21 protein-coding genes are annotated in these 18,278 nt (G+C 58.3%); 8 read left to right on the top strand and 13 right to left on the bottom strand.

The genetic code is table 11. The features are described from left to right. Positions 1–24 precede the first annotated feature (24 nt). The 3 genes from CLV83_RS02390 to astB are packed head-to-tail and all read left to right on the top strand — an operon-like array spanning position 25 to position 4,097. Entirely contained in the window at positions 25–1,266 is a 1,242-nt protein-coding gene (locus CLV83_RS02390; RefSeq protein WP_132286994.1) for a hydrolase, read from the top strand. A gap of 18 nt (positions 1,267–1,284) precedes the next feature. Beyond that, a complete protein-coding gene (gene astD / locus CLV83_RS02385) occupies positions 1,285–2,775 on the top strand; it encodes a succinylglutamate-semialdehyde dehydrogenase (RefSeq protein WP_132286991.1) in 1,491 nt (496 codons plus the stop codon). Further along, positions 2,772–4,097 carry an N-succinylarginine dihydrolase gene (gene astB / locus CLV83_RS02380; protein WP_132286988.1) on the top strand — a complete coding sequence of 442 codons (1,326 nt, stop codon included), beginning with the start codon at positions 2,772–2,774 and terminating at the stop codon, positions 4,095–4,097. Before astD ends, astB begins: the two co-directional genes overlap by 4 nt. A 28-nt stretch (positions 4,098–4,125) precedes the next feature. Here astB and CLV83_RS02375 read toward each other — a convergent pair whose 3' ends face one another. The 5 genes from CLV83_RS02375 to CLV83_RS02355 form a co-directional block, all read right to left on the bottom strand. Next, positions 4,126–4,521 carry a hypothetical protein gene (locus CLV83_RS02375; RefSeq protein ID WP_132286985.1) on the bottom strand — a complete coding sequence of 132 codons (396 nt, stop codon included), beginning with the start codon at positions 4,519–4,521 and terminating at the stop codon, positions 4,126–4,128. Between the two features lie 225 nt (positions 4,522–4,746). Further along, the gene (gene minE, locus CLV83_RS02370; protein ID WP_132286982.1) at positions 4,747–5,001 is read right to left on the bottom strand and encodes a cell division topological specificity factor MinE; all 255 of its coding nucleotides are present in this window, start codon (positions 4,999–5,001) and stop codon (positions 4,747–4,749) included. After that, entirely contained in the window at positions 5,001–5,813 is an 813-nt protein-coding gene (gene minD, locus CLV83_RS02365) for a septum site-determining protein MinD (protein ID WP_132286979.1), read from the bottom strand. Before minD ends, minE begins: the two co-directional genes overlap by 1 nt. Positions 5,814–5,870: 57 nt before the next feature. After that, positions 5,871–6,635, bottom strand: coding sequence for a septum site-determining protein MinC (gene minC / locus CLV83_RS02360; protein WP_132286976.1), 765 nt, complete (start codon positions 6,633–6,635; stop codon positions 5,871–5,873). A 214-nt stretch (positions 6,636–6,849) separates the two neighbouring features. Then, positions 6,850–7,452, bottom strand: coding sequence for a DNA-3-methyladenine glycosylase I (locus tag CLV83_RS02355; protein WP_132286973.1), 603 nt, complete (start codon positions 7,450–7,452; stop codon positions 6,850–6,852). A 379-nt stretch (positions 7,453–7,831) separates the two neighbouring features. On the opposite strand from CLV83_RS02355, the gene CLV83_RS02350 reads away from it, so the two are divergent. From CLV83_RS02350 to CLV83_RS02330, 5 genes are all read left to right on the top strand, one after another. Beyond that, positions 7,832–8,425 carry a ZrgA family zinc uptake protein gene (locus CLV83_RS02350; RefSeq protein WP_165900219.1) on the top strand — a complete coding sequence of 198 codons (594 nt, stop codon included), beginning with the start codon at positions 7,832–7,834 and terminating at the stop codon, positions 8,423–8,425. Continuing rightward, the gene (locus tag CLV83_RS02345) at positions 8,422–9,156 is read left to right on the top strand and encodes an ATP-binding cassette domain-containing protein (RefSeq protein WP_132286967.1); all 735 of its coding nucleotides are present in this window, start codon (positions 8,422–8,424) and stop codon (positions 9,154–9,156) included. Before CLV83_RS02350 ends, CLV83_RS02345 begins: the two co-directional genes overlap by 4 nt. Then, positions 9,150–10,403 (top strand): ABC transporter permease, encoded by a 1,254-nt coding sequence (locus CLV83_RS02340; protein WP_132286964.1) that lies wholly within the window; start codon positions 9,150–9,152, stop codon positions 10,401–10,403. Before CLV83_RS02345 ends, CLV83_RS02340 begins: the two co-directional genes overlap by 7 nt. A gap of 28 nt (positions 10,404–10,431) precedes the next feature. Beyond that, complete coding sequence (locus CLV83_RS02335; RefSeq protein ID WP_132286961.1) at positions 10,432–11,001, top strand: DUF3299 domain-containing protein; 570 nt, start codon at positions 10,432–10,434, stop codon at positions 10,999–11,001. 156 nt (positions 11,002–11,157) lie between these two features. After that, entirely contained in the window at positions 11,158–11,718 is a 561-nt protein-coding gene (locus CLV83_RS02330; protein ID WP_132286958.1) for a ZrgA family zinc uptake protein, read from the top strand. Between the two features lie 84 nt (positions 11,719–11,802). Here the strand turns inward: CLV83_RS02330 and CLV83_RS02325 are convergent, their stop codons facing one another. The 8 genes from CLV83_RS02325 to CLV83_RS02290 all read right to left on the bottom strand — a co-directional run bounded on the left by CLV83_RS02325 (position 11,803) and on the right by CLV83_RS02290 (position 18,258). Continuing rightward, on the bottom strand, positions 11,803–13,221 hold the full coding sequence (locus CLV83_RS02325; protein WP_132286955.1) for an FAD-binding oxidoreductase: 1,419 nt from the start codon (positions 13,219–13,221) through the stop codon (positions 11,803–11,805). Positions 13,222–13,642: 421 nt separating this feature from the next. After that, a complete protein-coding gene (gene nifS / locus CLV83_RS02320) occupies positions 13,643–14,851 on the bottom strand; it encodes a cysteine desulfurase NifS (protein WP_132286952.1) in 1,209 nt (402 codons plus the stop codon). Between the two features lie 2 nt (positions 14,852–14,853). Next, a complete protein-coding gene (gene nifU / locus CLV83_RS02315; RefSeq protein ID WP_132286949.1) occupies positions 14,854–15,762 on the bottom strand; it encodes a Fe-S cluster assembly protein NifU in 909 nt (302 codons plus the stop codon). Positions 15,763–15,799: 37 nt separating this feature from the next. Further along, on the bottom strand, positions 15,800–16,120 hold the full coding sequence (locus CLV83_RS02310; protein ID WP_132286946.1) for a HesB/IscA family protein: 321 nt from the start codon (positions 16,118–16,120) through the stop codon (positions 15,800–15,802). 218 nt (positions 16,121–16,338) lie between these two features. After that, positions 16,339–16,749 carry a hypothetical protein gene (locus tag CLV83_RS02305; protein WP_132286943.1) on the bottom strand — a complete coding sequence of 137 codons (411 nt, stop codon included), beginning with the start codon at positions 16,747–16,749 and terminating at the stop codon, positions 16,339–16,341. Then, positions 16,746–17,519 carry a DUF364 domain-containing protein gene (locus CLV83_RS02300; protein ID WP_207894686.1) on the bottom strand — a complete coding sequence of 258 codons (774 nt, stop codon included), beginning with the start codon at positions 17,517–17,519 and terminating at the stop codon, positions 16,746–16,748. The genes CLV83_RS02305 and CLV83_RS02300 overlap by 4 nt, the downstream gene beginning before the upstream one ends. A 19-nt stretch (positions 17,520–17,538) precedes the next feature. Continuing rightward, complete coding sequence (locus tag CLV83_RS02295; RefSeq protein ID WP_132286940.1) at positions 17,539–17,910, bottom strand: hypothetical protein; 372 nt, start codon at positions 17,908–17,910, stop codon at positions 17,539–17,541. Between the two features lie 24 nt (positions 17,911–17,934). Beyond that, positions 17,935–18,258, bottom strand: a complete 324-nt coding sequence (locus CLV83_RS02290; protein ID WP_132286937.1) for a (2Fe-2S) ferredoxin domain-containing protein — start codon at positions 18,256–18,258, stop codon at positions 17,935–17,937. Positions 18,259–18,278: the final 20 nt, after the last annotated feature.

Below are 18,278 nucleotides of genomic sequence, written 5' to 3'. Positions count from 1 at the left end.
GCGCGCAATACGGGAGTATCTGAGATGAACCTGAGCGCTTACCAGGACGAACTCGACTGGATAGCCAGTCAACAGCAGGCGATGCTGAACGCCACTTCCGAGCTTGCCTTGATCAACTCCGGCACGCTGAATGTTGATGGCATAGATCGCGTGGGTGAGCGGCTGCTGCAATACTGCGCGCCGCTGGAGGCGGAGCAGAAACGCATCGACCTGCCCCCACTTGAAGAGATCGATGAACGCGGTGAACTCCGCAACCGACCGGTGGGCCGAGCGATCCGTCTGCGCAAAAACCCTCAGGCAGAGCGGCAGATTCTGCTCTGCGGTCATCTGGACACGGTCTTTTCCCCGGAAGATCCGTTTCAGAACCTGAACTGGCTCAACGCGAACCGTCTCGGTGGGCCGGGCGTTACCGACATGAAGGGCGGCCTGGTCATCATGATCCACGCCCTCATGGCACTGGAGCGAAGTGTTTATGCCAGAGAACTGGGCTGGACGGTGATCTTTAATCCGGATGAGGAGGTAGGCTCCCCCTGCTCCGATATCCTGATCACCGAGGCTGCACACCAGGCCCAGCTCGGACTGGTATTTGAGCCCGCCCTACCCGATGGCAGCTTTGCCGGCGAACGCAAGGGCAGCGGCAATTTCACCCTGGTGATGCGTGGCCGCGCGGCTCATGCCGGGCGCGACATAGGCAGCGGTCGCAACGCGGTCCGCGCCCTGTGTGACTTTATCTCCGCCCTGGACAACCTGAACGGCCAGCGCGAGGGCGTTACCATCAACCCGGCGCGCTTTCATGGTGGCGGTCCACTGAACCAGGTACCCGACCTGGCCGTTGCCCGCTTTAACGTGCGGACCCGCAAGCGCGAAGATGAACACTGGATTCAGCAACAGTTGAATCTGCTCAGTGCAAAGATCAACGAGCGGAATGGACTCTCCCTGCATATTCACGGCGGTTTCACACGCCCACCCAAACAGCTGACACCCGCTGCCCATGAACTCTCCGCCCTGCTGGCGGAGTGCGGTTCTGCACTGGATATCCCGGTGCGCTGGACAGCCACCGGTGGCTGCTGCGACGGCAACAATATCGCTGCCCAGGGCATTCCGGTCATCGACACGCTGGGCGCCGAGGGCGGGGGCATTCATAGCAGCGAGGAGTTTTTGATCGTCGACAGCCTGAGCCGGCGCGCCCAGCTGACCGCCCTGCTACTCTTTTCGTTAGCCAGAGGCCAGCTGGACTACCAGCTCTGGCCTCAACTTAATCGCTGATAAGCCAGGGAGAGGGTTATGTCAGGCAATCTACTGATCGACAACCGCTGGATAGCGGGCAAGAGCGATCCGTTCGAGTCACTGGACCCGGGGCGTAACCGGGTGATCTGGCAGGGACGTGCCGCCAGTGCAGGACAGATCGATGATGCGGTTGATGCGGCCCGCCGTGCCTTCCGTGACTGGTCACGCCAGCCCATAACCGAACGTATTGAGCTCTGCCGCCTCTTCGCCCAGCGGCTGGAGCGCCACCAGGAGAGCCTCGCCCAGGCGCTGGGCGAGGAGACCGGCAAGCCGCTCTGGGAAGCACGCACCGAAATTACGGCGATGACCGGAAAGATCGAAATATCTATCCGCGCCGCAGCGCAGCGCACCGGTGAAACCAACCAGCCTCTCGGAGACGCACAATCGGTGCTGCGCCATCGCCCCCATGGCGTGCTGGCAGTGTTTGGTCCTTACAACTTCCCCGGCCACCTGCCCAACGGACACATAGTGCCCGCTCTGATCGCCGGTAACACCCTCGTTTTCAAGCCCAGCGAGCTCACGCCTCGCTTTGCCGAACTCACTCTGCAACATTGGCTGGCCGCGGGCCTTCCCGCTGGCGTTATCAACCTGATCCAGGGTAGCCGTGATGCCGGCCGGGCACTGTCATCACATCCCGGCCTCGATGGCCTGCTCTTCACCGGATCGAGTAGCGTCGGACATCAACTGCATCAGCAGTTTGCCGGCCAACCGGAAAAGATCCTGGCGTTGGAGATGGGCGGCAACAATCCGCTGATTATCGGCCAGATCAGCAATTTAGAGGCGGCGGCTTACGAAACGGTGCAGTCAGCTTTCCTCAGTGCTGGCCAACGCTGCACCTGTGCCAGACGCTTGATTGTCCCGAACACCACTGAAGGTGACGCGTTTCTTGATACTCTCACTGCACTGACAGAGCGGATTCAACTGGGCCTCTACGATGATGACCCACAACCCTATATGGGCTGCCTCATCTCCAGCGAAGCGGCGGATCGCATGCTCGGCGCGCAGGCCAAACTGAATGCGCTGGGCGGTCAGATTCTGCTGCCGATGACAAGGCAGCAAGCCAGCAATGCGCTGCTGAGTCCGGGGCTTATCGATGTCACCAATGTCGATATCCTTCCCGATGAGGAACATTTCGGACCCATGCTGCAGATCCAGCGTTATGACGATTTTGAGATGGCCCTGGAGCTGGCCAATGAGACTCGCTTCGGCCTGGCTGCGGGGCTGTTCAGCGACAGCCGCGACCAGTACGAGCTGTTCTGGCACCGGATCCGCGCCGGTATCGTCAATTGGAATCGCCAACTCACCGGTGCCAGCAGCAGCGCCCCCTTTGGCGGCATCAAGGCCAGCGGCAACCATCGTCCCAGCGCCTGGTATGCAGCCGACTACTGCGCTTATCCGGTGGCCGGGCTGGAGAAAGAGCAGCTGGAGGCGCCACAGAAACCCGCACCCGGCATCCCCCTGGCCACAGATGAAGAACCCCAGCCATGACCGCCCGGGAAGCCAACTTCGACGGGCTGGTAGGCCCAACCCATAATTATGCCGGCCTGTCCCTGGGCAATATTGCCTCAGAGAAACACCGCGGCCTGGTTTCGCACCCCAAAGAGGCAGCGCTGCAGGGGCTGGCAAAGATGAAACGGCTCACCGAGCTGGGGTTGCTGCAGGGCGTTATCCCGCCACAGGAGAGGCCGGACCTGGCCACTCTGAGACGCCTCGGCTTCCACGGTAGCGATGCGCGGGTGCTGACCGATGCCGCGCAACAAGCCCCCTTTTTGCTGCATAACTGCGCCTCCGCCTCTGCCATGTGGAGCGCCAATGCCGCCACCGTATCACCCAGCGCGGATACCCTTGATGGCCGGGTTCACTTCACACCCGCAAATCTGATCAGCAAACTTCACCGCTCGCTGGAAACGGATACCACCGCCTCACTGCTCAGGGCGATCTTTCCCGGTAACGACCATTTCGCCCATCACGCCCCACTGCCACCGCACCCGATTTTCGGCGACGAAGGGGCCGCCAACCATAACCGGTTGTGCCGCGAGTACGGCGACAGCGCTATCGAGCTTTTCGTCTATGGTCGCGCCAGCGGTGCAGCGCTGACTCCTCAGCATTTCCCGGCACGACAGACACTGGAAGCTTGCCAGGCGATTAACCGCAAACATCAGTTGAAGGAAGGGTGCGCACTGTATGCGCAGCAGAATCCGCAAGTGATCGACCAGGGCGTGTTCCATAACGATGTAATCGCTGTCTGCGATCGCAACCTGCTATTTTGCCATGAGCGCGCTTTCGTTGATCAGCAAGCGCTTTACGACAAACTGAAGCATCGCCTTGGCGATGAATTCAAATGCATTGAGGTTCCCGACACTGAGGTCAGCGTGACCGATGCGGTGAGCAGCTATCTGTTCAACAGCCAGCTACTCAGCCTGCCGGACAATTCCAGCCTGCTGCTGGCCCCAACGGAGAGCCGCGATAACCCAAAGGTACACAGCTACCTGCAGCAGCTTGAAGGTCGGGAAATCGACCAAATCGAGTTCTGTGATCTGCGCCAGAGCATGGCCAACGGCGGTGGCCCCGCCTGTTTGCGCCTAAGAGTTGTACTGACAGAGGGTGAACTGGCCAACGTCAATCCGGCAGTACTGATGGATGAGCGCCTCTACGCCAGCCTGCGTGACTGGGTAGAACGCTACTACCCCGAACAGCTGATGCCGGCTGATCTGGCCGATCCGGTCCTGCTGACAACCGGTCGAGAAGCGCTGGACAGCCTAACCCAACTGCTTGGACTGAGCAGTATTTACCCGTTCCAGCGCAACTGATCTACCCGCTAATCAGCAGCCTGCCCCTTTAACCTTGAACGACACGGCCACGATAGATGCGGACCGAGCGACGCGGCGCACTGACCTTGGGCTGCTCCACCGTTTCCGGCTGGCTGTTCTGATAGTCGGCAATGCCCAGCTGAAGCAGCAGCGCCTGGGCCTGTTCCGGTAACAGAGTCTCCTGCAGCGGGAAAATCAGGTCGGCGGTGAAGGAAAATCTCAGAGCAGAGGCAAGATTCAACGCCTTTACCGCCTGGTCACCGGTCTCGCCGGCATAGGTCAGGCCCAATATCTGCCCGTTATGCAGGACAATCTGACCAGATTTGTTGTCGGCACAGGCCAGAAAGAAGGTGCCGCTCCGTTCAGACTCACAATGATCGAACAACGCGTGCCAGAGTGCTTCGGTTTCATTCGCCATGTTCATGATCTACTCCTTGAACGCTAAGACTCGGGAGGACTGGCAAGATCAAAGCAATAACCGAACCAGTAGAACATTTTTCCGGCAATAGACGCCTCGCCAGTGTCTACCGCGACAACACCGCCGCTGTAACGAAAAAAAGCGCGGCCTCAGCTTTGAGGTCGCGCCTTGTTTAAGCGCAAGCAACGGGTCTGCGGCACCAAAGACGATCAGCGGCACAGCGGTGTGCGATCAGTCTTTGGCGTGCTCTGGCAGCGTAACGTTCAGCTCCAGGATCGAGCAGTTTTCATCCAGGTTTACCTGAACGTCATCGACATCTATATCGACGTAACGGGAGATCACCGCGAGAATCTCCTGCTGCATCTGTGGCAGATAGTCCGGCTGGTTACGCTGGTTGCGCTCATAGGCCACCAGCACCTGCAGGCGTTCCTTGGCGACGTTGGCCGAGGTCTGCTTCTTGGAGCGGAAATAACTCAGAATACCCATTAGCCCTTCCTGCCGAATACGCGGCTGAACAATCCCTTGCGCTGTACTTCGAGGAAGCGGTGCTCACGTTCCTCGCCAAGGAAGCGGCCTATCGCATCCATATACGCCTGGCCGGCATCGCTTTCGCTGTCCAATACCACCGGCTGCCCCTGGTTCGACGCTTTAAGCACGGCTTCGGACTCGGGTACCACACCCAGCAGAGGAATCGCCAGAATCTCCTGCACATCCTCAACACTGAGCATCTCGCCGGCCTGCACACGTGCCGGGTTGTAACGCGTCAGCAGCAGATGTTCTTTAACCTGCTCGCCGTTTTCCGCCTTGCGTGACTTGCTCTGCAGCACGCCGAGAATACGGTCGGAGTCACGCACGGAGCTAACTTCCGGGTTAGTAACCACTATGGCTGTATCGGCAAAGTACAGCGCCAGCTGAGCGCCCTTTTCAATACCCGCCGGAGAGTCACAGACGATGTAATCGAACATCTCTGACAGCTCGTTCAGCACGCGCTCCACGCCTTCGTGGTTGAGCGCATCCTTATCGCGTGTCTGGGAAGCCGGCAGGATATAAAGCCCTTCGGTGCGTTTGTCCCGGATCAGCGCCTGGTTCAGTGTCGCTTCGTTGTTGATCACATTGACCAGGTCGAACACAACGCGGCGCTCACAGCCCATGATCAGGTCCAGGTTACGCAGGCCTACGTCGAAATCGACCAGAACAGTCTTGTGCCCGCGCAGGGCCAGTCCAGTACCGATTGCCGCACTGCTGGTCGTTTTGCCGACCCCGCCCTTACCGGACGTCACAACAATAATTTCAGCCATTTACACAGTTTCCATACATATGGATTAATCAGGTTCAGGTGCAGTTTTATTTATGGGTTACAACAGCACCGTATCTAGCCGGGTCCCGGACAGGAACGCCTGCACGGGTTTCTTCCAATGCTCGCTTTGTAGATCTTCGCACGCTTTGAAGTAACCGGCTATTGAGATCAGTTCAGCTTCCAGACTTTGACAGAAGATACGCGCACCGCTATCGCCACTAACCCCGGCCATGGCCCGGCCACGCAAGGGGCCGTAAACATGAATATTGCCATCGGCCATCACTTCTGCGCCGGCCCCCACCGATGACAGCACGATCAGATCACCGCCCTGCACGTACACCTGCTGCCCGGAGCGCACCGGTGTGGTCAGAATACGGGTTTTACTGCCTCTTTCTTCAACCACTTCCGTGGATGCCGCAACTTCGGGAGGCTCGGCCACAGGGTCGGGTTTAACTTCGGTGGCCGTTTCATCGCGGGAGCGCTCTGTGCGGGCGCCGGCGCCGAAGCAGGAAAGCCCCAAGCTCTGGCAGAGTGCTTCATCATAACGACTATTGCCACGGATACCGATCGGATTCAGCTCGCTGTCACGACAAACCGCCAGCAGCTCGTCCAGCGGCGGCAGCGGCTTGTCGGCTGGCAAGCGCTCCAGATTAAGCAACACCGGCATCTGTCGAAACAGAGACGGCAGACGCGCGGCGTGGCGCTCGAGCTCGGCTTTCAGACGCGATTCGTCATAGTCGAGCAGTACCAGTTCATTGAGTGATACGCGGGAGTTCTTGAACTGAAAAAGCGGGGCTTCGCTGATACGTGTTTCTGAATTCATAAGCAGATAATTTGAGCGTTCTCACTCCAAAGATTGAAAGCGCGCTAAGGGTATCACGCGCTCCCTGGACTCACTACAGCCCCGCTGACTTAAGCTTGCTATGAACGGCTCTATAGCGCTTCAGCGAAGCATGAAATGAAGATAGATTCCTTTACCTGACAGGAATCGATGGCAAAGGTTCGCCGACAGCTAAAACTAGCGTTTTAAATTGTCTTTAAACCGGTCGCTGGAACTGCTGGCGCGCCTGATCAATCTGTTCACGGCTGACGCAGGCATGCAGATGGTCGTTCACCAGACCCATCGCCTGCATGAAGGAGTAAACGGTGGTGGGGCCGACGAACTTCCAGCCGCGCTTTTTCAGCTCCTTTGACAGAGCGACCGATTCCGGCGAAGTGGTCTGGCTTTGCGGCTCGGGCTGAGACTCGGGCTCGTACTTCCAGACGAAGGCGGCAATGGACCCCTCTTTTTCAACCAGTTCCAGCGCCCGCCGGGCGTTGTTGATCACCGCCTCGATCTTGCCACGGTGGCGGATAATGCCGGCATCCTGCAGCAGGCGTTCCACATCCGCCTCACCAAACTCCGCTACACGGTGGAAATCGAACCGGGCAAAAGCGCTGCGAAAGTTTTCCCGCTTGGCCAGAATCGTGCGCCAACTGAGGCCGGACTGGAAGCTCTCCAGACAGAGCTTCTCAAACAGACGCTGATCGTCAGCCACCGGAAAGCCCCACTCGCGATCGTGGTAGGGAAAGAACTCGGCTACCTGGCCACACCAGCCACATCGCGGCAGGCCATCGGGTCCGTTTACGGTCTTTTCCACGCTGATACTCTCCATCTTAGCTGCCTACCTTTAATACACACCTTATACTACCGATCTCATTATTCGGTCCGGTGTTACCGCGTTAAGACTGGGAACCTAGCAGACCTTTTGACCTTCAGACAGTAACATGGCGAACGGCATGTTTATCCTCTTGCTGCCGGCTTGGCTCAAGAACGGCGCCAGTATCCGCCTGACTTTATACCAGACCTGCCAACTGCCCACTGCCTGTTTCGAACTTCCAGAACGGCTTCAGGTCTTTTGCACTGTCGTGCAACGCAGCCACGCAGATCATCAGCAGCGCTGGCATAGAAAAATGTTACGATATAACATATTCAGCCCATCCAAGACCGGACCGACCTTGCCCAGGACAGGAGACCTTATGAAACACGCCGCCAAACTCGTTTTGCCTCTGCTGATTGCGGCCTCTGGCAGCGCTCTCGCAGAGGAATCTCTCGCCCCCCATGTGCATGGCGAAGCACTGTTACAGGTAGTACTGGACAATCAGGAGCTGGTCATCAATCTGAACAGCCCGGCATACAACCTTCTCGGCTTCGAGCACGCTCCGCAGACCGATGAGGAGCAGGCCCTGGTCGAAAATCTCGACACCAACATGCGCGATCCGCAGTTCTGGCTCGAACTACCCGCCGATGCAAACTGCTCTCTGAGCCGCGTTTCCCTCGGACAACATGTGGAGACGACCAAACAGGGTGAAGCCCATGACCATGACCATGACCATGAACACGAGCACGAGCACGAGCACGAGCACGAGGATAATGACCAGGTTCTAAGCGAACATCGAGACCTGGCCTATGAATACCATTTCCTCTGTGCTGATCCGGACCAGTTCGATCAGGCCCAGGTAAAGTTGTTTACCCATTTTCCTGCCCTGACCAGCCTGCACGCCGAAGTGATAGGCGCCAGTCAGTCTCTGCAGGAACTGAACGCCGGAAACACGCTGCTTAAAATGCCATGAGCAATCCAGCTAAAAGCGATGGGCCCGCCATCTCCATCAGTGAACTGAGCTTTCGCTGGCCGAAGGCGGCACGGCCACTATTGGAAATCCCGCGGTTGACCCTGGAAGCGGGCGAAAGCCTGTTTCTTCAGGGCGCTTCCGGCAGCGGTAAAAGCACCCTGCTGAACCTGATTTCCGGCGTTCAAAGCGGCTATACCGGCTCGATCAGCGTCTGCGGCGAACCCTTAGAGCGCCTTTCCATGCGCAAGCGTGACCAACTGCGGGCGAACCGTATTGGCCTCGTCTTTCAGCAGTTCAACCTGCTGCCCTGGCTTTCACCGCTGGAAAACGTGGTGCTGGGCTGTCGCTTCTCGGCACAACGGCGCAAGCAGGCTGCACGGCAGGACGGCTCTGTCGAAGCTCAGGCGCTGCGATTGCTGGGCGAGCTTGGCCTTGAAAGCGTGGGCAGCGAAAAACGCGCCACCTCCACCCTTTCCATCGGCCAGCAGCAACGTGTCGCCGCCTGCCGAGCCCTGATCGGTAATCCGCCGCTGATCATCGCCGACGAGCCAACCTCCTCTTTGGACAGCGACCATCGCGACCGATTTATCGAGCTACTGCTGACCGAATGCGAGCGCAGCGGTGCCGCACTGCTATTCGTCAGCCATGATCGCGGACTGGCCAAGCACTTCCACCGCGCGGTGAATCTCGAACACCTCGCCCAGCCGACCCAGGAGGATGAAACATGCTGATCGGCCTTGCCTGGCGCAGTCTGCTAAACCGCAAAAGCGCGGCACTGCTTTGTGTCCTTACCATCGCGATCAGCGTCACTCTTCTGGCCGGCGTCGAGAAGATCCGCCATGACATGCGCGACGGCTTTTTCAATACGGTATCCGGCACGGACCTGATCGTCGGCGCCCGTTCCGGACAGGTAGAACTGCTGCTCTACTCCGTCTTCCACCTGGGCTCTGCCACCAACAATATCCGCTGGTCCAGCTACGAAACGATCGCCGGCGATAAGTCCGTTGACTGGGCGGTACCGCTCTCTCTGGGCGACTCTCACCGCGGCTTTCGCGTGGTCGGCACCAGCAGCGCCTTTTTCGAGCGCTACCGCTATGGCAACGATCGCCAGCTCGATTTCAGCGCCGGCGAAGGCTTTACCGCACTGCATCAGGTGACGCTCGGTGCAGAGGTGGCCAAGAGCCTGGGCTACAGGCTCGGTGACGATATCGTCGTATCACATGGGTTAGGCAATGTAAGTTTCGCGCAGCACAAGGATCAGCCGTTCAAGGTAGTCGGCATTCTTGAACCCACGGGTACACCGGTGGACCGCTCCCTGTTTGTCAGCCTTGAGTCGATCACCGCCATCCATGTGGGCTGGCGCGCCGGTGTGCCTATGCCGGGGATGAAGGTGAGTGATCAACAGCTGGCCGAGATGGACCTGACGCCCAAGGAGATCACGGCCGTCATGCTTGGCCTGAAATCCAAGACCGCAGTGTTTCAGCTGCAACGGGCGATCAACAATTTCCGTGGTGAGCCACTGCTGGCGATTCTTCCCGGCGTCGCTCTGCAGGAACTCTGGAAGGTGGTGGGCAGGGCCGAGCAGGCGATGCTGGCGATCTCCGCCTGCGTGGTACTAGCGGGTTTGACCGGCATGCTCGGCGTGCTGCTGACCGGCATGGAGCAGCGCCGGCGAGAGCTGGCCCTGTTGCGTGCCATCGGCGCATCACCTCATCACCTGCTTTTTCTGGTGATGCTTGAAGCCGCACTGCTAACCCTGAGCGGAATCGCACTGGGCCTGGGCGCACTCTGGTCGATACTGTTTTTCGGGGGCGATAAACTTCAGCAGCTATTGGGGGTCTACCTGACACTGGGTTGGCCGACATCCCTGGGCTGGATCAGTCTGGCAGTGTTTGTTGCCGGCCTGCTGGCGGGTACACTGCCGGCTTGGCGTGCCTGGCGCTATACACTTGCCGATGGCCTGACGCCTAGAAATTGACCGTCCGAACCCCAAACGGAAGCGCCCGATGAAAAAACTGTGCCGACTAGCCGCCCTGCTAATGCCACTGCTGCTGATATCACCCGTTCAAGCCGAAAAGATGAACGGGGAAGAGGTTCAGGAGATCACCTGGGATGAGCTGATGCCCCCCGACTACAATCTCACCTTCGAAGATCTCTACGGCACCAGCCAGGATGATGTAGAGGCCCTGGACGATTACACCGAGGAAGCCAGTGACCTGCTGGACCATATGCAGCAGGTGCTCGCCTCTGCGCCCGTGGTCGAGGAGCTGGACGGCAAAATGGTGCGTGTGCCCGGCTTTGTAGTGCCGCTGGAGGGTGAGGATCAGCGCGTCGACCGCTTCTTTCTTGTCCCCTACTTCGGCGCCTGCATCCACACTCCGCCACCACCGTCCAACCAGATTATCGACACCCATTACGAGCCCGGCACCAAACTAGACAGCCTCTATGATGCGGTCTGGATCACCGGCAAACTGACCGTTCATACCTTTGAACACGAAATGGGGACCGCCGGCTACCGGCTGGAGGCTTTCCGTATCGAGCCCTACGAGATGGAAGACGAAGAGAGCCAGGGCTGATATGCCAGCCGAACGGACTTGGGCGCCTCCGATAGAACATATTCACTAGACCCGGAGACTTGACGCAGGTCTGGCGATGTCGAATATCTTTATTCGCCAGACCCGTCACAATTGCATAAACTCTTGTCAGGCGTCCGACCATGACAAGGAGTAACCATGCGCAGTTCAACGAAGACCGGCATCGCTCTGACCGCAGCTCTTCTCGCCCTTCCCGTTTATGCTCAGAATCCGCTGAACAGCCACAGCCACGGTAGCGCTACCGTTCAGCTGGTGCAGCGTGATCAGGAACTGGTGATCTACGTAAGAGCCACCGGCATCGATATGCTGGGCGTTGGCCACCTGCCGACAACAACCGAAGAGCAGGCGAAGCTGAGCCAGGTGCAGGGCAGTATGCGTAACCCCGGCTACTGGATAGGCCTACCAGCCGCCGCCGGCTGCAGCATGACACGCTACTACCCGTCTCAGCACCCCGTGGTCGCCGGTCGCGGCGCACTGCAAGAGATGTCGCCAGGCAAGGTTTACGAGAGCAATGGCGAGCACATGGATCTGAACTTCACCTACCACTTCCAGTGCAATAGCCCGAACCAGCTCAACAGCGCCCAGATCCGACTGTTCGAGCACTTTCCGTCGCTGCAGAGCGTGAACGTGAAGATTGCCGGCTTCAATCAGACAGTCGTCACCGTTGGCCCCGATAATCCGGTTGTTCAGATCCCCTGAAGCCGTTGCTGGACGCCCCCGTGCCGATTGAAACAGGCACGGGGATTCGCTGAAAGACTCTACTCCTGCAACATGCATCCCAGCCTATTTCGGGCTGATATTCTGGTTTTCACGGAAGAAGTTATCCGGGTCCATCTGCGCCTTGATCGCAGCCAGGCGGTCATAATTGGCGCCGTAGGCTCCATCGATACGATCCTCCCCCTCACTGATAAAGTTCACATATACACCTCCCGTGGCTAAAGGCCGGGTGGCATCGTAAAAATCCCTGGCCCAATCGATACAGTTTTTATCCTGATCCGGTGTCTCCCAACGGGTATGCACGTTCATGATGAACTCCGTATCCCGGTGCGGATACGCCGTAGCCACGGGATCCACCCGGTTGGTCGCACCGCCCATCTGTGCCACGAAGATCTCTGACTGGCTACTGGGCAGCCGGCCACCGTAATCCACCAGCATATCGATCAGGTCATCAGGCAGGCCGGTAAAGTTGTGCGACTTCCAGTAGTTACGCGCCCCCGGCGTTAACAACGGGTCAAAAGCCTGCTGGAAACCGGCAAAGGGATAAGCACCAATTCCGCTACCCAGTTCATCGCCAAGCTTATGGATCGGCGCCAGGGCCTTTTCTCCCTCACTCAGCTCACCGTTGTACACGCCGACGATGATCACAACCTTGGTGCCATGCACCTCTTCCGCCAGAAACGGCAAGGGTGGCGCATCGCGGATAACCGCCCAGACAGTCAGTTGGTCGGGGGCTTTCGCGCACAGATCACGGTAGCCGCCAAGCACCGACCTGGCCTGGGAAAAGGGAAAGACCGTAGGCCCGGCCATCAGCATCGGACCCACCGCATGCAGGCGAAACTCAAATTCAGTGACTATGCCAAAGTTGCCGCCACCGCCCCGTATCGCCCAGAACAGATCCGGGTTCTGCTGTTCGTTACAGACCAACCGCGCGCCCTCTGCCGTCACTATTTCGGCCGAGATCAGGTTATCCACGGTCATTCCGTAGCTGCGACTGAGCCAGCCAAAGCCGCCACCCAGCGTCAGGCCAGCAACACCGGTGGTCGAGTTGATACCCACTGGACAGGCAAGGCCAAAGGCCTGGGTTTCGTGATCCAGATCGCCCAGGGTGGCGCCCGGACCTACCTTCACCGTTTTCGCGTCGGGATCGACCCGGACACTCTTCAGGGCGCTGAGGTCGATCAGTACAGCACCGTCCGACAGGGATTTGCCAGCGATGTTATGTCCGGCACCACGCACAGACACGAGCAGATTGTGCTTGCGCGCATAGGCCACAGCACTCATCACATCGGCTGTGCCGGAACAGACAAGAATCAGGCCGGGTTTGCGGTCGATCATCGCGTTCCAGATTTCCCGCGACTGATCGTAGGCTGCTTCCCCGGGGCAGATTACCTGCCCATGGATTGCCCCCTGAATCTCGGCGAGTTGTTCATCGTTGAGCGAGACTGGTGTACCGCTCAGCGAGCGGACCTGACTATCAGCCATGACAGATACCTCCACTTTGTTATTTTTGTGCGTGGAACAGGTAACAACCGGGCAACTATTGGACAGCGCCAGAGACACCGACCCGGCAAGGTGCGGGCTGGTTGGCTTGGGAGCTGAAGGGGTTCAGAAGCAAGGAAACCGGGCAGACTGCACAGCGTGTTAACTCTGGAGCAGCGGCTGTACAGGCTGTTTAACTCACACCTGGAACCTGCTAACACCTTGCTTTAGCAGTTACGAATAAGTGTAAGCCATACGCAACGATAAACGGGGTTAACAATACGTACGAATATTCACCCGGATACAGGTTCAGGGTATTTCCAATCATAATTAGGGAGGAAGACCAGACTTGCTGAGCGCAGAGCACAAGCTGGAACAAAAACGGAGGCACCAGGCCTCCGTTTTATGTTGCTATGCCGACAAATCAGGCATAGACCGGCGCAAACGCCTCGCCCGGGTTTTCTACCGGACCATCCTCACCCCAGTAGGGCGAGAGTTTGCGCAGCTTGGCGACGATCCCCGGCACCTCTTCGATTACCCGCTCTACCTCTTCCATGGTGTTATAGCGGGAGAACGAGAAGCGCACGGTACCGTGGGCAGCGGTGTAGGGAATCCCCATGGCACGCATCACGTGGGACGGTTCCAGCGAGCCAGAGGTACAGGCAGAACCGGAAGATGCCGCAATACCCACCTTGTTCAGCAGCAGCAGGATCGCCTCACCCTCGATATATTCAAACGCGATACTGGCGGTGTTCGGCAGACGATTGTCAGGATCCCCGGTGGGGAAACAGTGTGGAATCGCAGCAAGCAAACCTTCCTGCAGGCGGTCTCGCATCGCTTTCACCTGGGTGTTCTCGAACTCCATGTGCTCAGCAGCCATCTCACAGGCTTTACCCAGGCCAACAATCGCTGCAGCGTTCTCGGTACCCGCACGACGACCACGCTCCTGGTGACCACCTCGCAGCAGCGGACGGTAGCGCACACCACGACGAAGATAGAGCACACCAATGCCTTTGGGCGCATGCAGCTTGTGACCCGACAGGGAAAGCATACTGATGGCGCTGTCTTTCAGGTTGATGGGCACCTTACCCACCGCCTGAACGGCATCGGTATGGAACATGACACCGGCTTCCGCCGCCATCTGCGCCATCTCCTCTACCGGGAACAGGGTGCCGCTTTCGTTGTTAGCCCACATCACGCTGACGATCGCGACCTTGTCACTCAGCAGCGACTTGTACTTATCGAGGTCCAAACGCCCCTTAGAGTCCACCTCCAGCCAGTGAACGGTGTAGCCCTCGGTTTCCAGATGCTCACAAAGGGTCAGCACGGCCGGGTGTTCGACAACGGTAGTGATGATCTCCTTGCGCTCCGGCTGTGCCTTGAGTGCAGAGAGGATCGCGGTGGAATCGGACTCGGTTCCGCAGGAGGTAAAGATGATCTCGGAGTCATGCTCTGCGCCGAGTAGATCCTGTACCTGCTTGCGTGCCTTTTTCAGCGCGAAGCCGACCTTATTGCCGAAGTTGTGCAGTGAAGAGGGGTTACCGAACTGCTCGCAGAAGTAGGGTTTCATCTCTTCGAACACGGCCGGGTCGACCATGGTGGTTGCGTTGTTGTCGAGGTAGATATCGCTCATGATCAGGCCCCCATGCTTACCAGTGATTCCTTGGCGACCGGCACGACCTTGACGAACTCGCCAAGCTCTTCGATCAGGCGCTGCTGAATACCGCCGAGGGTCATGGCTGCCATCTGGCAACCGGTGCAGGCGCCGGTCAGGTTCACGTAGATGCTCTTCTCATCCACGTCGATCAGCTCCACATCACCGCCATCTGCCTGGAGTGCCGGGCGGATGGAATCCAGTACCGCTTCGATCTTGCGAATACGCGCCAGGGTACCCATCTTAGGTGATTCCGGAGCCTTGGCAGCGGCGGCAGCAGGAGCAGGAACGGCAGCGCCGCCAGCGACAAAGGTTTCACCGTTTTCAGCCAGCACGCGGGTGAGGATGTTCTCGATACCTTCATGGCAGGATGAGCAACCACCGCCAGCCTTGGTGTAGTTGGTCACCTCTTCAACGGTGTGCAGGTTGTTGGCGCGAATGGTGTCCTCGATCATCACTTCATCGATGGCGAAGCACTTGCAGACCAGTGCGCCCTCTTCATGATCGTCTTCCCAGACCTCGCCGCGATAGTTGGCGACCGCAGCCTGTAGCGCTTCACGCCCCATGACCGAGCAGTGCATCTTTTCCGGCGGCAGACCGTCAAGGTAGTCGGCGATATCCTGGTTGCTGATCTTCAGCGCATCGTCCAGGGTCATCCCCTTGATCATCTCGGTCAGTGCGGATGAAGAAGCGATCGCAGAACCGCAACCGAATGTCTGGAACCCGGCATCGAGGATCACCTCGGTTTCCGGCTCCACCTTCAGGGTCAGACGCAGCGCATCGCCACAACTGATCGAACCCACATCACCGACCCCGTTTGCGCCTTCGACTGCACCGGCATTTTTTGGATCGTAAAAATGTTCTTTAACCTTTTCGGAATAATCCCACATCGCTTGAACTCCTCAGTCGATTTCTGCCGGTTAGGCCTTACGAAAATGATTTGCCGCAGCCGCAGCTGTTAGTCGCATTCGGATTTTCAAATTTGAAGCCGCTTCCATCGAGACCATCGAGAAAGTCCACGGTCACGTTTTCAAGCATCGGCTGGCTGGCCGGATCGACCAGGATCTTGAGCCCGCCCATATCGACCACCTGATCGTCATCCGCAGCGCTCTCCTCCAGCTTCATGCCGTACTGGAGCCCTGAACAACCACCGCCTTCAACCTTGATACGCAAGCCGGCAATGGGCTTGCCTGCAGATTCAATAAAACGGCTGACCGCACCTATTGCGTTTTCTGTGAGCTGTATCATCGCCTTCTCCTCGCGTGATCAAGTTGCTTACGATGACTGGTGCAATCGGGGTGCCAGAGAAATATTTATGCTTTTCTCTATATATTTCATACAGATAAAAATACACTCATCTTATGTGCGTGTACTTTTGTCGGATGGGTAAGAACAAGAAAAGGGGTCAGTGTCATGTTTGCTACATGCAACCACGCAATGACACAGATCAGGATAAAGACTCGATTTCAGTCACCAAGCAGCGCTTCGTAGGCCGCACGCATCAACAGCCGTTCGGTCAGCGGTACCTGCAGCAGCTCCAGCAGTGTGATAAACCGCCCACCCTCTAGGGGTGGTAGATCATCCCCAGCGATTCTCAGTAGCGCCACCGGCGTCCAGCGCCCCGGCTCCTCAACCCAACCCAGCAGGGGTGACGCCACCTCGAGCTGTTCACTGTTAAGCCCCAACAGTTCTGCTGTAGGTTTGATCATCTGCGCCGCGTGAGGGACCGCCGTATCCGGCTGATGATCCGTATGCAAAGATGAAAGCGGTGATAAAGGGCGCGGCATACAGGCAGAGGCTCCACCTTCTCGGTCCATCACCCAGAAATGCAGACGTGCACTCAGCGCATGCAGATGAACTACCATCACCCGCATCATGCGCTGGTACCTTCCCGAGGCAGCAACCGATAGGCCACCCCGCCCTGAAAAATCCGCACACCGCCACCCTCCATGACGATGTTCCAGAGCTTGTCCGCGTCCACTACTTCCACACCGGCCAGGTAGTCACAGCCCTGATCGAACCACAGTCCGCTCCAGGGCAAGCTCGGCCCCATAAGCAGGGTTGTCGGCTCGCGACAAAGCTGCAGCAGCCGCGGCAGGGTGCGGTTTGCCAAAGCACTAGCGGTCACAAAAGCCCAGTGACTCTGCGGCAGTAGCGATTCAGCCGCCTGATCGGGCAGATCTTTCTCTGTCGGGTTACGTTCAATACAAACGTAATCCAGACCCTCCAATACCTCATCGAGCCCTGGGTAACGACCGATTACACTGACCCTGCCATCGTCGAGTTGCTCGCGCATAGCGCGAAAAACCGCCAGATTACCGCCCCCAAGTGGCTGAGCTGCTTTCAGCAGACGGGAGTAATTTTCTCCACCGCGCAGCACCGCGTTCAACGTCGCCACCGCCAGGGTGGTTTCAAACGGCTGCCAGCTCTGCAGCCAGGCGATCAGCTCACTGGCCCGGCGGCCGCAGAGCTCACCGGACCAGCTCAGGGTTCGGCTGTAAGACTGCGGCGTCATGCACAGGCCGATCTGCCCTTTAACCTGAACCAGGGTCCAGACCTGGCCGATACAGACACGTTCAACCGGTGCGTAAAAGCCCGGGCAGGCTTCAGCCTCCCGGGTTAACGAGCTATAAATCGAGTCAGGCAAAGGTCACTCCTTCGATCCGTTAACAGCCTTCCAGCTCAGCGAGCAGCCCAACCTCAGCTCTGAGATTATCGGGATCCCTGCCCCATACGCTGATCTGCTCCGCCCAGCGTCCGGCATGACCGGGGTGAGGACAAAGCAGGTCGCATTCCAGCAGCAGCGATCCGTCGGCATTGATGACCAGCGTTGCCCGCCGCTGAGAGCCTTCCAGGGCCCAACGACCGTTCAAGGTGGCGTCCCCGGTAAAGGGATCATTGCGCTGTTCAAAGCTGTACTGCCCGGTCGCGGGGATCATAGCGATATCGAAACCGCTTTTCTCCAGTTGTTCCCGGGCCGCGACGCACGCCGCATCAAGCAAGGTTTGGTGATGTTCAACCAGTGCAGCCGTTTCCATCTTTCAGATCCTCACCGCCTGGGATTACCACTCAGCTTCCGGGGCAAGCAGTTCGCTGACCGGGTTACCGCCAAGCAAGTGCTCATCGATAATCCGGTTGACGTCCTCCGCTTTCACCGTTTTATAGAGATGACCACCGGGGTAAACCAGCACATTGGCGCCCAGGTGACAGGGCCCCAGGCAACCGGTCGGCGTAACCGCAAACTGCTGGAACAAGCCGCGCTTGGCGATCTCCTCGGAAAAGGTCTGAGCGACGACGGACGCCCCGACAGCCCCGCAGCTGCCGCGTGGATGTCCTTCCGGGCGCTGCTGACCGCATACGAATACATGAGCCTGAGGTCTTGGCATGATCCTGCTCCTCGTTCGGT

Source organism: Marinobacterium mangrovicola (assembly GCF_004339595.1).
GTDB classification, from domain to species: domain Bacteria; phylum Pseudomonadota; class Gammaproteobacteria; order Pseudomonadales; family Balneatricaceae; genus Marinobacterium_D; species Marinobacterium_D mangrovicola.
This window is presented reverse-complemented; position numbering and strand designations above follow the sequence as displayed.

Coding starts and splice junctions, on each gene's coding strand:
- CLV83_RS02305 (WP_132286943.1), bottom strand. CDS start 16,749: ATGATGCGGGTGATGGTAGTTCATCTGCATGCGCTGAGTGCACGTCTG.
- astD (WP_132286991.1), top strand. CDS start 1,285: ATGTCAGGCAATCTACTGATCGACAACCGCTGGATAGCGGGCAAGAGC.
- nifU (WP_132286949.1), bottom strand. CDS start 15,762: ATGTGGGATTATTCCGAAAAGGTTAAAGAACATTTTTACGATCCAAAA.
- CLV83_RS02310 (WP_132286946.1), bottom strand. CDS start 16,120: ATGATACAGCTCACAGAAAACGCAATAGGTGCGGTCAGCCGTTTTATT.
- CLV83_RS02325 (WP_132286955.1), bottom strand. CDS start 13,221: ATGGCTGATAGTCAGGTCCGCTCGCTGAGCGGTACACCAGTCTCGCTC.
- CLV83_RS02335 (WP_132286961.1), top strand. CDS start 10,432: ATGAAAAAACTGTGCCGACTAGCCGCCCTGCTAATGCCACTGCTGCTG.
- minC (WP_132286976.1), bottom strand. CDS start 6,635: ATGAATTCAGAAACACGTATCAGCGAAGCCCCGCTTTTTCAGTTCAAG.
- CLV83_RS02295 (WP_132286940.1), bottom strand. CDS start 17,910: ATGGAAACGGCTGCACTGGTTGAACATCACCAAACCTTGCTTGATGCG.
- minE (WP_132286982.1), bottom strand. CDS start 5,001: ATGGGTATTCTGAGTTATTTCCGCTCCAAGAAGCAGACCTCGGCCAAC.
- CLV83_RS02340 (WP_132286964.1), top strand. CDS start 9,150: ATGCTGATCGGCCTTGCCTGGCGCAGTCTGCTAAACCGCAAAAGCGCG.
- CLV83_RS02375 (WP_132286985.1), bottom strand. CDS start 4,521: ATGAACATGGCGAATGAAACCGAAGCACTCTGGCACGCGTTGTTCGAT.
- CLV83_RS02390 (WP_132286994.1), top strand. CDS start 25: ATGAACCTGAGCGCTTACCAGGACGAACTCGACTGGATAGCCAGTCAA.
- CLV83_RS02350 (WP_165900219.1), top strand. CDS start 7,832: ATGAAACACGCCGCCAAACTCGTTTTGCCTCTGCTGATTGCGGCCTCT.
- nifS (WP_132286952.1), bottom strand. CDS start 14,851: ATGAGCGATATCTACCTCGACAACAACGCAACCACCATGGTCGACCCG.
- CLV83_RS02345 (WP_132286967.1), top strand. CDS start 8,422: ATGAGCAATCCAGCTAAAAGCGATGGGCCCGCCATCTCCATCAGTGAA.
- minD (WP_132286979.1), bottom strand. CDS start 5,813: ATGGCTGAAATTATTGTTGTGACGTCCGGTAAGGGCGGGGTCGGCAAA.
- astB (WP_132286988.1), top strand. CDS start 2,772: ATGACCGCCCGGGAAGCCAACTTCGACGGGCTGGTAGGCCCAACCCAT.
- CLV83_RS02290 (WP_132286937.1), bottom strand. CDS start 18,258: ATGCCAAGACCTCAGGCTCATGTATTCGTATGCGGTCAGCAGCGCCCG.
- CLV83_RS02330 (WP_132286958.1), top strand. CDS start 11,158: ATGCGCAGTTCAACGAAGACCGGCATCGCTCTGACCGCAGCTCTTCTC.